Source organism: Kitasatospora sp. NPDC001159 (assembly GCF_053598235.1).
Genome location: NZ_JBSFJV010000036.1, coordinates 62,282 through 75,009, shown reverse-complemented (window position 1 = coordinate 75,009; position 12,728 = coordinate 62,282). Strand labels below are relative to the sequence as shown.

At 71.8% G+C, this 12,728-nt stretch carries 15 protein-coding genes and 1 pseudogene; 12 read left to right on the top strand and 4 right to left on the bottom strand.

Features of this window, described 5'->3' with window-relative positions; genetic code table 11:
- Positions 1-123, top strand: a pseudogene (locus tag ACWC9T_RS20270) (IS481 family transposase); the annotation flags it as partial.
- Here the strand turns inward: ACWC9T_RS20270 and ACWC9T_RS20265 are convergent.
- From ACWC9T_RS20265 to aroA, 3 genes are all read right to left on the bottom strand, one after another.
- The gene (locus tag ACWC9T_RS20265; protein ID WP_449822414.1) at positions 120-443 is read right to left on the bottom strand and encodes a DMT family transporter; all 324 of its coding nucleotides are present in this window, start codon (positions 441-443) and stop codon (positions 120-122) included. The pseudogene ACWC9T_RS20270 and the gene ACWC9T_RS20265 overlap by 4 nt on opposite strands.
- Before the next feature lie 120 nt (positions 444-563).
- Positions 564-1,619 carry a ribosome small subunit-dependent GTPase A gene (gene rsgA / locus ACWC9T_RS20260; RefSeq protein WP_449822413.1) on the bottom strand — a complete coding sequence of 352 codons (1,056 nt, stop codon included), beginning with the start codon at positions 1,617-1,619 and terminating at the stop codon, positions 564-566.
- Between the two features lie 15 nt (positions 1,620-1,634).
- On the bottom strand, positions 1,635-2,966 hold the full coding sequence (aroA, locus tag ACWC9T_RS20255; RefSeq protein ID WP_449822412.1) for a 3-phosphoshikimate 1-carboxyvinyltransferase: 1,332 nt from the start codon (positions 2,964-2,966) through the stop codon (positions 1,635-1,637).
- A gap of 347 nt (positions 2,967-3,313) precedes the next feature.
- Here aroA and rsmD point away from each other — a divergent pair, with 347 nt between their 5' ends.
- The 7 genes from rsmD (at position 3,314) to mutM (ending at position 8,542) form a co-directional block, all read left to right on the top strand.
- Positions 3,314-3,898, top strand: coding sequence for a 16S rRNA (guanine(966)-N(2))-methyltransferase RsmD (gene rsmD / locus ACWC9T_RS20250; RefSeq protein ID WP_449822411.1), 585 nt, complete (start codon positions 3,314-3,316; stop codon positions 3,896-3,898).
- Between the two features lie 47 nt (positions 3,899-3,945).
- On the top strand, positions 3,946-4,437 hold the full coding sequence (coaD, locus tag ACWC9T_RS20245) for a pantetheine-phosphate adenylyltransferase (protein ID WP_449822410.1): 492 nt from the start codon (positions 3,946-3,948) through the stop codon (positions 4,435-4,437).
- Between the two features lie 199 nt (positions 4,438-4,636).
- Positions 4,637-5,809 (top strand): cell division initiation protein, encoded by a 1,173-nt coding sequence (locus tag ACWC9T_RS20240; RefSeq protein ID WP_449822409.1) that lies wholly within the window; start codon positions 4,637-4,639, stop codon positions 5,807-5,809.
- Positions 5,810-5,979: 170 nt separating this feature from the next.
- Positions 5,980-6,624, top strand: coding sequence for a YceD family protein (locus tag ACWC9T_RS20235; protein ID WP_449822408.1), 645 nt, complete (start codon positions 5,980-5,982; stop codon positions 6,622-6,624).
- 2 nt (positions 6,625-6,626) lie between these two features.
- Positions 6,627-6,800 carry a 50S ribosomal protein L32 gene (gene rpmF / locus ACWC9T_RS20230; protein ID WP_030056747.1) on the top strand — a complete coding sequence of 58 codons (174 nt, stop codon included), beginning with the start codon at positions 6,627-6,629 and terminating at the stop codon, positions 6,798-6,800.
- 20 nt (positions 6,801-6,820) lie between these two features.
- Positions 6,821-7,609, top strand: a complete 789-nt coding sequence (gene rnc, locus ACWC9T_RS20225; protein ID WP_380612671.1) for a ribonuclease III — start codon at positions 6,821-6,823, stop codon at positions 7,607-7,609.
- Between the two features lie 54 nt (positions 7,610-7,663).
- Positions 7,664-8,542 carry a bifunctional DNA-formamidopyrimidine glycosylase/DNA-(apurinic or apyrimidinic site) lyase gene (gene mutM / locus ACWC9T_RS20220; RefSeq protein ID WP_449822407.1) on the top strand — a complete coding sequence of 293 codons (879 nt, stop codon included), beginning with the start codon at positions 7,664-7,666 and terminating at the stop codon, positions 8,540-8,542.
- Positions 8,543-8,546: 4 nt separating this feature from the next.
- Here mutM and ACWC9T_RS20215 read toward each other — a convergent pair whose 3' ends face one another.
- A complete protein-coding gene (locus tag ACWC9T_RS20215; RefSeq protein WP_449822406.1) occupies positions 8,547-9,467 on the bottom strand; it encodes a hypothetical protein in 921 nt (306 codons plus the stop codon).
- A gap of 315 nt (positions 9,468-9,782) precedes the next feature.
- Between ACWC9T_RS20215 and ACWC9T_RS20210 the strand changes: the two genes are divergently transcribed.
- From ACWC9T_RS20210 to ACWC9T_RS20195, 4 genes are all read left to right on the top strand, one after another.
- Positions 9,783-11,120 carry a hypothetical protein gene (locus ACWC9T_RS20210; protein WP_449822405.1) on the top strand — a complete coding sequence of 446 codons (1,338 nt, stop codon included), beginning with the start codon at positions 9,783-9,785 and terminating at the stop codon, positions 11,118-11,120.
- A 129-nt stretch (positions 11,121-11,249) separates the two neighbouring features.
- On the top strand, positions 11,250-11,765 hold the full coding sequence (locus tag ACWC9T_RS20205) for a winged helix-turn-helix transcriptional regulator (RefSeq protein ID WP_449822404.1): 516 nt from the start codon (positions 11,250-11,252) through the stop codon (positions 11,763-11,765).
- Positions 11,740-12,039, top strand: a complete 300-nt coding sequence (locus ACWC9T_RS20200) for an acylphosphatase (RefSeq protein WP_449822403.1) — start codon at positions 11,740-11,742, stop codon at positions 12,037-12,039. The genes ACWC9T_RS20205 and ACWC9T_RS20200 overlap by 26 nt, the downstream gene beginning before the upstream one ends.
- A gap of 410 nt (positions 12,040-12,449) precedes the next feature.
- Positions 12,450-12,653 (top strand): hypothetical protein, encoded by a 204-nt coding sequence (locus tag ACWC9T_RS20195; RefSeq protein WP_449822402.1) that lies wholly within the window; start codon positions 12,450-12,452, stop codon positions 12,651-12,653.
- The last annotated feature ends 75 nt before the right edge of the window (positions 12,654-12,728 follow it).

Below are 12,728 nucleotides of genomic sequence, written 5' to 3'. Positions count from 1 at the left end.
CAGGAACGACGCGACGCCTACCCCGCCTGGCTCCACACCTACAATCACCACCGCGGACACACCGCACTCGCAGGCAAGCCACCCGCCAGCCGCGTCCCCAACCTCACGGGTCAGAACACCTAGTGGGCGGAGCCGCTGAGCTGCAGGCCGATGACGCCGGCGATCACCAGGGAGATGGAGACCAGCTTCAGCACCGAGGTGCTCTCGTCCAGGAAGGCCATGCCGTAGACGGCGGTGCCGGCCGCGCCGATGCCCGTCCACACCGCGTAGGCGGGGCCGACCGGCAGGCTCTTCAGGGACAGCGTGAGCAGGCCGAAGCTGCTGAGGGCGAACACGCAGAAGCTGATGGTGGGCCAGAGCTTGGTGAAGCCCTCGCTGAGCTTGAGGTTGATCGCGAAGCCGGTCTCCAGCAGGCCGGCCAGGACCACCAGGGCCCATGCCATCGCGTGCCCTCCCTGTCGATCGATGGACGGACCGTGCCCGGCCCGACTTTCCTATGATCGCCAGGCGGGCCCGCTCCGACACCTCGAACGGCCCACTGGCCTCAAGGAAGGGCAGCGCGGTCAGTCGCCCTCGCGGGACTCCTTGCTGGCCAGCAGGCGGCGCAGCGAGTAGAGCCGGGCGGCCTCGGCGTGGCCGTCCGCGACCCAGGCGTCCAGGGCGCAGTCCGGCTCGTCGTGGCTGCAGGCGCGCGGGCAGTCGACGGTGCCGGGCTCCAGGTCGGGGAAGGCGTGGATGACCCGGGACGGATCGATGTGCGAGAGGCCGAAGGAGCGGAAGCCGGGGGTGTCGATCACCCAGCCGGAGTTGAGCGCCTTCCTGGAGCCCGCCTTGGCGCCGGGCGGCGGGGGCAGCCGCAACGCGAGGGCGGAGACGGTGGTGTGCCGGCCGCGGCCGGTGACCGCGTTGACGTCGCCGGTCTGCCGCTGGCGGTCCGGGACGAGGGCGTTGACCAGGGTGGTCTTGCCGACGCCGGAGTGACCGATGAACACCGTGGAGCGCCCGCGCAGGTGCTCGCGGACGGCCTCGGCGCCGGTGGTCGCCAGTTCGTCCCGGCGGGTGACCACGTAGTTGATGCCGAGCGGGGCGTAGGACTCCAGCAGCGGGGCGGCCGGGGCGAGGTCGGACTTGGTGAGCACCAGCAGCGGTTCCATGCCCGCGTCGTAGGCGGCGACCAGGCAGCGGTCGATCAGCCGAGGGCGCGGTTCGGGGTCGGCCAGCGCGGTGACGATGGCCAGCTGTTCGGCGTTGGCGACGACGATCCGCTCGTACGGGTCGTCGTCGTCCGCGGTGCGCCGCAGCACGGAGCTGCGCTCCTCGACCCGGACGATCCGGGCGAGGGTGTCGGCGTCCCCGGTGAGGTCGCCGACCAGGCTGACGACGTCGCCGACGACGACGCCCTTGCGGCCCAGCTCACGGGCCTTCATGGCGACGACCTGGCGCTCCTGCTTGGTCCCCGGGTCGACCAGGCAGGTGAGCCGGCCGCGGTCGACGGTCAGCACCATCGCCTCGGCGGCGTCCTCGTGCTTGGGTCGGATCCGGGTCCGCGGCCGGGAGCCCCGGCGGGCGGGGCGGTTGCGGATGTCGTCCTCGTCGGCGTCCTTGCCGTAGCGGCGCATGGCTCAAGTCTCCGCTCAGGCGTCCGCCGCCGCTTCGCCGAGCAGTTCCGCCCACATCCTGGGGAAGTCGGGCAGGGTCTTGGCGGTGGTGGCGACGTTCTCCACCTCGACGCCGGGCACGGCGAGGCCGAGCACGGCGGCGGCGGTGGCCAGGCGGTGGTCCTCGTAGGTGTGGAAGATGCCGCCGTGCAGCGGGCGCGGGCGGATCCGCAGGCCGTCCTCGGTCTCGCTGACGTCGCCGCCGAGGTCGTTGATCTCCTTGGCGAGGGCGGCGAGTCGGTCGGTCTCGTGCAGGCGCAGGTGGGCGATGCCGTGGAGGTGGGACTCGGAGTCGGCGAGCGCGGCGACGGCGGCGATCACCGGGGTGAGCTCGCCGACGTCGTGCAGGTCGGCCTCGATGCCGTGGATCCGGCCACTGCCGGTGAACTGCAGGCCCTCGTCGGTGAACTCGCAGGCGCCGCCCATCCGGGTGTAGAGGTCGCGCAGCTGGTCGCCGGGCTGGGTGGTGTGCTTGGGCCAGTCGCGGACGGTGACCCGGCCGCCGGTGACCAGCGCGGCGGCGAAGAACGGCGCGGCGTTGGACAGGTCGGGCTCAACCACCAGGTCGCGGCCGATCAGGGCGCCGGGGGTGACCCGCCAGACGTCCTTCTCGCCGCCGTCCTCGGGGGCGTCGACCTGGGCGCCGGCCAGGCGCAGCATCTCGACGGTCATCCGGATGTGCGGCAGGGAGGGGACGGGGCCGCCGACGTGCCGGACCTCGACGCCCTGGTTGTAGCGGGCGCCGGAGAGCAGCAGGGCGGAGACGAACTGGGACGAGGAGGAGGCGTCCAGCTCGACCGGGCCGCCGTCGAGGCCGCCGGTGCCGTGGACGGTGAGCGGGAAGCTGCCGCGGCCGCCGTCCTCGATCCGGGCGCCGAGCGCGCGCAGGGCGTTGATCACGCCGTGCTGGGGGCGCTCGTGGCTGCGCGGGTCGCCGTCGAAGTGGACCGGGCCGTCGGCGAGGGCCGCGAGCGGGGGCAGGAAGCGCATCACGGTGCCGGCGTTGCCGACGTCGACGTTGGCGGGGCCGCGCAGGACGGGGGCGGGGATGACCCGCCAGGCCTCGCCGCCGCCGGTGCCGCCGGAGTCGTTGTTGACCTTCTCCTCGATGGTGACCCCGAGGGCGCGCAGGCCGTCGGCCATCAGCTGGGAGTCGCGGCTGCGCAGCGGGCGGCGCACCCAGCCGGGCCCGTCGGCGAGTGCCGCCAGCACCAGCGCCCGGTTGGTGACCGACTTGGAGCCGGGGATGGTGACGGTGGCGTCGACGGGGGCGGTGGCGACGGGGGCGGGCCACAGGGTCTCGGTCATGTGGGCCAGTCTAGGGGCCGTACCGGAACGGTCTCCTGCGGCGGCCGCATGCCGGGACGGGCTGCGACTCACCCGCTCGCCTCCGGGGCGCTCTGACCCGGTGCCGACGGTCGGCGCTTCGGCGCTCGTGCCTCGCTGGTCGCTTCTCCCTTTCGGCACCGGCGCGCCCCTTCGGCTCGGGGCCGTCACTCGCCCGCTCGCCTCCGGGGCGCTCTGACCCGGTGCCGACGGTCGGCGCTCCGGCGCTCGTGCCTCGCTGGTCGCTTCTCCCTTTCGGCACCGGCGCGCCCCTTCGGCTCGGGGCGGGATAGCGTGGTCGGGCAGCGATGAAAGGACCCTTCACCACCATGACCCGAGTGATCGCCGGGTCGGCCGGCGGCCGCCGGCTGGCCGTACCGCCCGGCCGGGGCACCCGACCGACCTCCGACAAGGCCCGGGAGGCGATGTTCTCCACCCTGGAGGCGCTGCGCGGCACCCTGCACGGAACCCGGATGCTGGACCTGTTCGGCGGATCGGGCGCGGTCGGCCTGGAGGCGCTGTCGCGGGGCGCCGAACACGTCCTGCTGGTCGAGGCGGACGGTCAGGCGGCCCGGGTGATCCGGGAGAACGTCCGCACGGTCGGTCTGCCGGGCGCCGAGGTCCGGGCCGCCAAGGCGGAGAAGGTGATCGTCGGTCCGCCCCCGCAGACCCCCTATGACCTGGTGTTTCTCGACCCGCCGTACGTCGTGACGGACGAGGAGGTACGGGAGATGCTGATCACACTGTCGGCTGGGGGCTGGCTCGCGGAGGACGCACTCGTCACCGTGGAGCGCAGCACCCGTGGCGGCGAGTTCGGCTGGCCCGAGGGCTTCGAGGTGCTGCGCTCCCGCCGCTACGGCGAGGGCACGCTCTGGTACGGTCGCGCCGCCGCCGAGGCCAGCGATCACGAGTAGCGGGCCGCGGCCCGCAGCAGCCGTCACCCCACGAGGGAGCACATGCCATGCGTCGAGCCGTCTGTCCCGGTTCGTTCGACCCGATCACCAACGGCCACCTCGACATCATCGGGCGCGCCTCGAAGCTCTATGACGTGGTGCATGTCGCGGTCCTGATCAACCGGAACAAGCAGGGCATGTTCACCATCGAGGAGCGGATCGGCCTGATCGAGGAGGTCACCGCCGAGTTCGGCAACGTGGTGGTCGAGTCTCACCACGGCCTGCTGGTGGACTTCTGCCGGGAGCGCGGCATCCCCGCGATCATCAAGGGCCTGCGCGCGGTCAGCGACTTCGACTACGAGCTGCAGATGGCCCAGATGAACCACGGCCTGACCGGCGTGGAGACGCTGTTCGTGCCGACCTCGCCGACGTACAGCTTCCTCTCGTCGACGCTGGTCAAGGAGGTCGCCTCGTACGGCGGCGACGTCTCGCACCTGCTGCCGGAGACGGTGCACCGCCGGCTGGTCGAGCGGATCGCGGAGCGCAAGGCCGAGCAGTAGTCGAGCAGTATTCGACTGACCGCCCGTTTCTGCCGATTCGTCACGTCATGTCCGTTTCCCCGGAGGCCGGTTCGGCTCGGGCGTTGTGAGCTCGCCGCGCGAGGGCCGTACAGTCTGTATTCCTGCCCTGCGGTGAGGTGCACCGCGCCGGGCCTGCCTCCGCCGGACCGTCGGCGGCACACGGAAAGACTGAAGCCCCGTGGACGTGCAGAACAAGGTCGACGAGATCGTGGCGGCGGTCGAGAACGCCCGCTCGATGCCGATGTCGGCCTCCTGCGTGGTGAACCGGGCCGAGCTGATCGGCCTGCTCAACGACCTCAAGGCGGCCCTGCCGGCCGAACTCGCCCAGGCACAGTCGGTGATGGCCGACCATGAGCAGGTGGTGGCCGACGCCCAGGCCGAGGCGGACCGGATCATCCAGGGCGCGCACGCCGAGCGCGGCTCGCTGATCTCGGACACCGAGGTGGTCCGCCGGGCCCAGGCCGAGGCGGACCGGATCCTCGCCGAGGCCCGTTCCGACGTCGAGACCAAGCGGGCCGAGGCCGACGACTACGTGGACAGCAAGCTCGCCAACTTCGAGGTCGTACTGACCAAGACGCTCGGCGCGGTCGGCCGCGGCCGGACCAAGCTGCGCGGCGACTCCGGCGTCTTCGAGACCGAGCACGAGGGCGAGGCCGACGGCGAGGAGTTCAAGCCGCAGCGGATCAGCCCGAGCCCCGAGGTCGACGAGTACGTCGATGTGAAGCTCGCCACGCTGGAGAACGTGCTCGGCGCCACCCTGGAGGCGGTCGGCAAGGGTCGCGACAAGCTGCTCGGCAAGCGGCCGATCGACGAGCTGGGCGCCTACCTGGCCGCCGCCGACGAGGCGCAGCAGGCCAAGGAGCGGGCCGAGGCGGTGGCCGCCGGCTTCGCCGGGGACGCCGACGGCGACGACATCGCCTGGTACCGCGAGGACGTCCCCCAGCAGCAGACCTGGCCCGAGCAGACCCCGGCCGCGGCCGGCTGGCAGGCTCCCGGCTCCGACCAGTACGCGGCCACCCAGCAGCAGGGCGGGCAGTACGCCGAGGTTTACGGCGGCGGCTTCGACCCGGCCGGCCACCAGGGCGACCCGTACAACGCTCAGTGGGGCCACCAGCAGCAGGGCGGCTACCCGCAGCAGCAGGGCTACCCGGACCAGCAGCAGGGTGCCGGCTACGGCTATCCGCAGCAGCAGGACGGCTACGCGGCCCAGCCGTACGACGGCTACAACTACCCGCAGCAGCCCGCCCTGCCCCCGGCCGTGCCGCACCAGCAGCAGAGTCTGGACGAGACCAGCTTCTTCGACACCAGCATGATCGACATGACCCGGCTGCGGGAGCTCGGCGGCCGCTGAGCCGGCCCGGCGGGGCTGCCGGGAGTCTCCTGACGGGACCGAAGTTGGGCCTGGCGGGAGACTCCGGTAGTCTGACCACTCCGGCATCCCCATGTCCGGCCGTCGGCTTGCCCTCGCAACGTCGAGTTGTATGGGGACACAGCGTTGATTCCTATGGAAGTCAGGACACCTTGAACCGCCTCGACCACCGCGACCCCCTCGTGTTCGACACGCACGAGCTGGGCCGTCGTCCGGGCGCCATGCGTGAGGTGAGCCGGACCCTGGAGGCCCCCGAGGGCTTCGGGATCATCGACGTGATCGGCGTCCCGGAGAAGAGCCCGATCGAGCTGGAGCTCCGCCTGGAGTCGGTGGTCGAGGGCGTGCTGGTCACCGGCACCGCTGACGCCCACGTCGAGGGCGAGTGCGTCCGGTGCCTGGAGCCCGTCGACTTCGACATCGACGTGGACTTCCAGGAGCTGTACTACTACCCGGAGTCCGATGAGCGCCACCGCGCCCGGACCACCGGGACCGAGGACCTCGACGAGGACTCGGAAGAAGAGACTTACCGCCTGGAGGGCGACTTCTTCGATCTCCAGCCGGTGCTGCGTGACGCGGTGGTGCTCGCACTGCCGCTGCAGCCGGTGTGCCAGGAAGACTGCCTGGGCCTGTGCTCCGAGTGCGGAGCGCGCCTGAGCGACGACCCGACGCACCACCACGACGCCGCCGACCCCCGGTGGGCGGCTCTGCAGGGACTCTCCGCCGCCCCCGGCGACGAGGGTGACGGAATCAAGAACAGCGACACCCGTGAGGGTCTCGCCGAGAACCAGGAGAAGTAGCCGTGGCTGTTCCGAAGCGGAAGATGTCGCGCAGCAACACGCGCCACCGCCGGTCCAACTGGAAGGCCGTCGTTCCGGCCCTCGTGGCGTGCGACCGCTGCCACGAGCCGAAGCTGGGCCACATCGCGTGCCCGAGCTGCGGCACGTACAACCGTCGCCAGGTCCTCTCGGTCTGATCGGCGGGGTGTACGGATCGATGTCGGACGGTAACTCCACCCGCAAGGCGTCCTCTGCCTCGAAGGGCTCTTCGGGCAGCGGCAAGGCCGGCGGGCCGGCTTCGACCGAATACGACGTCCTGGAAGGGCGCCTCGGGTACACGCTTGAGCGCGCCCTTCTGGTACGTGCCCTGACCCACCGCTCGTACGCGTACGAGAACGGGGGTCTGCCCACCAACGAGCGCCTGGAGTTCCTCGGCGACTCGGTGCTGGGCCTGGTGGTGACCGATACCCTCTACCGCGTCCACCCGGACGTCCCGGAGGGCACGCTCGCCAAGCTGCGCGCCGCGGTGGTCAACTCCCGCGCGCTCGCGGACGTCGGCCGGGGTCTGGACCTCGGCGCGTTCATCCGGCTCGGCAAGGGCGAGGAGGGCACCGGCGGCCGCGACAAGTCGTCGATCCTCGCCGACACCGTCGAGGCCGTGATCGGAGCCGTCTACCTGGACCGCGGTCTGGAGGCGGCCACCGAGTTCGTCCACCGGCTGTTCGACCCGCTGATCGAGGAGTCCTCTCAGCTGGGAGCCGGCCTGGACTGGAAGACCAGCCTCCAGGAGCTCACCGCCTCGGTGGGGATCGGGGTGCCCGAGTACGTGGTCATGGAGTCCGGCCCGGACCACGAGAAGACCTTCACCGCGGCGGCCCGGGTGGCCGGCGAGGACTTCGGCAGCGGCGTCGGCCGCTCGAAGAAGGAAGCCGAGCAGAAGGCCGCCGAGAGCGCCTGGCGCGCGATCAAGGAGAAGTACGCCGACCGGCTGCCCGCCGGCGCGTGACTTGGAAGTAGCCTTCACTCCTGCTGACCCCTTTTCCGCAGGAGGCCTGTTCCCGTGCCCGAACTTCCCGAGGTCGAGGTCGTCCGCCGTGGTCTGGCGAACTGGGTCGCCGGGCGGACCGTCGCCGACGTCCAGGTGCTGCACCCGCGCGCGGTGCGCCGCCAGCTGGCCGGCGCTGCCGACTTCACGGCGCGGCTGACCGGCACCACCCTCGGCACAGCCCAGCGGCGCGGCAAGTACCTCTGGCTGCCGCTGACCGGCACGGGTGCGGGTTTCTCACTGATCGGCCACCTCGGGATGAGTGGCCAGCTGCTCGTCCAGGACCCGTCGACGCCGGACGAGACCCATCTGCGGGTCCGGCTGCGCTTCACCGACGGCGGGCGCGAGCTGCGCTTCGTCGACCAGCGGACCTTCGGCGGCCTGGCGGTCGAGGAGGCCGAGGAGGGCGACCCGGAGGGCACGCCGGTCTCCATCGCGCACATCGCCCGGGACCCGCTCGACCCGCGCTTCGACGACGAGGCCTTCACGGCCGCGCTGCGGGCCAGGCGCACCACGGTCAAGCGGGCGCTGCTGGACCAGACCCTGATCAGCGGTGTCGGCAACATCTACGCCGACGAGGCGCTGTGGCGCTCCAAGCTGCACTACGACCGCCCGACCGTGACGCTCACCCGCCCCCAGGCCGCCCTGCTGCTGGCCAGCGCCCGGGACGTGATGACCGCGGCGCTCGCCGTCGGCGGCACCAGCTTCGACAGCCTCTACGTCAACGTGAACGGCGAGAGCGGCTACTTCTCCCGAGACCTCGACGCCTACGGCCGCGAGCAGGAGCCCTGCCGCCGCTGCGGCACCCCGATCCGGCGGGCCGCCTGGATGAACCGCTCAAGCTACTTCTGCCCCCGCTGCCAGCGCGTGCCGCGGACCCGCAGCGGGGGCTGAGCCGCTACTGCTTGGCGAGTTCCGGCTGGGCGGCGGAATCCTCGGCCGGGGCACCGTGGGTGTCCTGGCCGAAGTAGGCGACGCCGACGGCGGAGACCACCGCGAGCAGGAAGCCGATCACGCCGAGCCAGCCCAGGCCGGCCTTGGAGGAGTCGCCGAGCCAGAGCACGCCGACCACGCCGGGCAGCACCGTCTCGCCGACCACCAGCGCGGCCGTCGCGCCGTTCACCGAGCCGATCTGCAGCGCCACGGTGTGCACGTACATGCCGCCGAGGCCGCCGAGCAGGATCGCGTACAGCGCCGGGTCGGAGAGCAGCCGGCCGAGGTCGAACGGGTCGATGCCGTTGAGGACGCGCACGCCGATGCCCAGGGCGCCGAAGCCGAGGCCGGAGAGCAGACCGGCCACGATCGCGCCCTTGGAGCCCATCCGGCGCACCAGTAGGCTGCCGCCGACCAGCAGCACCGTGGTGATGATCAGCAGCCACCAGTGGAAGGACATCTCCGCGTGGTGGCCGCCCTCCGGGCCGGCCGAGACGGCCAGCAGCACCAGCGCCGAGCAGAGCACGCCGATCGAGGCCCACTCCAACTGCTTGAGCCGGATGCCCAGCAGCTTGATGCTCAGCACCGCGGTGATCACCAGGTTGGCGCTGATGATGGTCTGGGAGAGGAACAGCGGCAGCAGCCGCGCGGCGAGTGCGCCCAGCCCGAAGCCGATCAGGTCGAGCACCGAGCCGGTGATGAACTCCCAGGTGACGGCGGCCTTCGCGGTGGAGGACAGGCTCGGTCCGCCGTGCTCGGTGGTCGAGGTGGTGGCGCCCTTGGCCGCCTCCTCCCGGGCGGAACGGCGGGATCCGACGGCCTGAAGGACCGAGCCGGTGCCGTAGCAGGCGGATGCCGCCACGGCCGTGACGAGGCCGATGATCACCGAGCGCTCCGATCGGGAGTTGGTTCAAGAACAGGTAATGGGACCAGCGGCCCGGGACCACTATGCCCGCTCGCGCGGTACGGTCGGCACGCCCCCTCGGGCCTTCGCGGACCGCCCCCGAACCGCCCCGGGCCCGCCGGGACGTACCTCCGGGCGACTCGCGCGGTTCCCACGCCCCACCCGTCTCAGGGGTGACTGGGGGAAACGTCATCCGCGAGAAGGGGAAGTGCCCCGGCGGACGGCGGGGAATCCTGTCATAACCAGTATGCGAAGGGTATGCCGTGCTCTGCCGCCGGTCACGGTAGCGTCGGGGGCATGAGAACCCTTGCACGACGTACCCGGGGCGCCGGGCCACTTGCCCTGGTGGCGGCGCTGCTCGGGCTGATGCTCCTGCTGGCGCCCTCGGCCTCGGCCGCCGGCGGCCTGAGCGACGCCGCGGCCACCCTGAAGAAGGGGCAGGTCTACGTCGCCCCGCAGATGCTGGACCGCTTCAGCCAGGCCCAGGCGGACGCCCTGACCAAGAAGATCGAGAAGGCCGACAAGCCGATCTTCATCGCGGTCGTCCCCGATGCCGCCAACAAGGACACCGTCCTGACGGACCTGCGCACCCTGGTGGGCATCGACGGCGTCTACGGCGTCTGGCGGGGCACCAGCGGCTTCATGGCCCGCTCCGACCGCGGCGCGATGGGCGTCGGCGTCGCGGACCGGATCGGGGGCGCCGTCGCCCGCGCCGACAAGGGTGACATCAACGCCACCCTGAACGACTTCGTCGACCAGGCCGCCCCGCAGACCAAGGGCACCGGGGTCAACCACAGCACCTCGATCGCCTGGGTGATCATCCCGGTGGTGCTGGTGGCACTGGCCGGCGCCGGCGTCTTCTTCCTCTTCCGCCGCGCCAAGAAGCGCAAGGAGGAGAAGGCCCGTGCCGAGCTGGAGCAGCTGCGCCGCGTCGTCGACGAGGACATCACCGCCTTCGGTACCGAGCTGGAGCGGCTCGACTTCAACCCGCGTGCGGCGGACGCCGACGACGCCCAGCGCGCCGACTACAGCAGCGCGCTGGACTCGTACGAGAAGTCCAAGCGGCTGATGGACGAGGCCAAGAAGCCCGAGGACGTCAAGCAGGTCACCGAGGCGATCGAGGACGGCCGGTTCCAGTTGGCCACCCTGGCGGCCCGGCGGGAGAAGCGCCCGCTGCCCGAGCGTCGGCCCCCGTGCTTCATGGACCCGCGGCACGGCCCGTCCGTCAAGGACGTCGACTGGGCCCCGGCCGGCGGCGCCGCCCGCTCCGTCCCGGTCTGCCAGGCCGACGCCGACCGGGTCGCGGCCGGTCTCGACCCGGCGGTCCGCACCGTCGACACCGAGTACGGCCCGCAGCCGTACTGGAACGCCGGCCCGGCCTACGCGCCCTACGCGGGCGGGTACTACAGCAGCTTCGGCGGCGGCCTGTTGCCGGGCCTGCTGGTCGGCACCGTGCTCGGCTCGATGATGAGCGAGCCGGCCTACGCCGCGTCGCCGATGATGGAGAGCCACCACGGCTACCAGGACCATTACGAGGGCGGCGACTACACCGGCGCCGACTTCAACGCCGCGGACTTCAGCGGCAGCGACTGGAGCGGTGGCGGTGACTTCGGCGGCGGTGGCGACGACTGGTGATCCGCTGATCCGCTGATCCGAGCCTGACCCCACGGCCCCGCCGGTTCTTCCGGCGGGGCCGTTCGCCGTCCTCGGGCGGGGCCGAGTGACGCGGTTTGAGAAGCCAACCCGGTGTGGCACGCCGGCACCGTGACCTCCGACACCCCGCACGCCCGCACCCTCGCCGCCGCCCCCGGCCGGCCGTGCTCGATGGCGGCCGCGCCGCAGGTGGTGGCGAGAAGTGGGCGCTGCTGGCGGTGCGCGAGCTGTTCTACGGCAACCACCGCTTCGACTGGATCGCCCCGGGCCCTGGAGGAGGCCGGGGTGGTCGAGCGCCGCGCGTACAGCGAGCGGCCGCTCCGCTACGAGTACCACCTCACCGAGGCCGGCCGGGACTTCGCGCTCGCGCACGCGCTGCGCACCTGGGGTGACCGCTGGCTGGTGCCGGACTCCCTGGTGACCTTCGCGCACGGGCCCGAGGGCCGCGAGCCGCACCCCTCCTACCCGGCCTGGGTCTGCCGCACCTGCGGCCGCGAGGCCCGCCGCGGCGAGCCGCACGCCGAGGTGCACACCCCCGGGTTGGACGGTCGAGGGCCCTGTGGAGCTGTGACCGGCCGCGCTGCCCGGCTAGGGTCGGGGCATGCACGGTCGCGACGCCCACAGTGATGAACCGGTCCGGGTGACCGCCTGGGTCCGGGGGAAGGTCCAGGAGGTCGGCTTCCGCTGGTGGACCAGGGCGCGGGCGCTGGAGATCGGTCTGACCGGCTACGCTGGCAACCTCGGCGACGGCCGGGTGCAGGTGGTGGCCGAGGGCCTGGCCGCCGACTGCGAGCAGCTGCTGACCTTGCTGCGCGGCCCCGACACGCCCGGCGCGGTGAGCGGCGTGACCGAGATCTGGACCGCCGTCAGCGCAGGTTACGAGGGCTTCGAGGTCCGCTGAGCCGCTGTTTTCCGGCCCGACACCGTCGCTTCCGGGAAATGATCGGCAACCGCCGGTGTCATACGGTTGCCATTCGGGCAGACTCGTGGTTGACTCCGCATCGAACGATGATCCACGAGCACGTGGTGGACCCGGGCCCGAGCCCCCAGGCGTGACGACACCGCCGGGCAGGTGACAGGGGCGCGGTAGCGTGCGGTGATCGTGTTGACCCGTACCGTCTTTGGTGAGACGCTTGAAGCCCGCGCACACGATCGCGTTTCCCGGTAGGCACATGCCCTCGTGAGTCCAGCTCACGGTGGTTGTGCCGTAGTGCCCAGCCAGCACTTCCGGTGCGCGCCGCGCGTGCGTCCCCCTTCCCCCTAGACCTGTACCGTTCCGGTTCGGTCACTCAGCGTGGAGGACCATTCATCATGGCAAAGGCGCTTCTCGGGTACGTCGGCGGCCCCGACCCGCGAATGCTCTCCGAGATGCGACGGCTCCAGCAGCGCGTCCAGGCCCTTGAAGCCGAGCTCCTTCGGATGCAGGCTGAGAACGACGCTCTCACCGCTGTCGCTAGTGAGCACTCGCTGCTCAACAGCATCGATCTGGACCAGCGGGAGCCGGCTCTCACCTGAGCCCCGCCCCGGTCCTCGCAGATCGACGCCGCTGTGCACTGAGCCGCCCCGAAAGGGACGCAGCTTTGCAAGGGA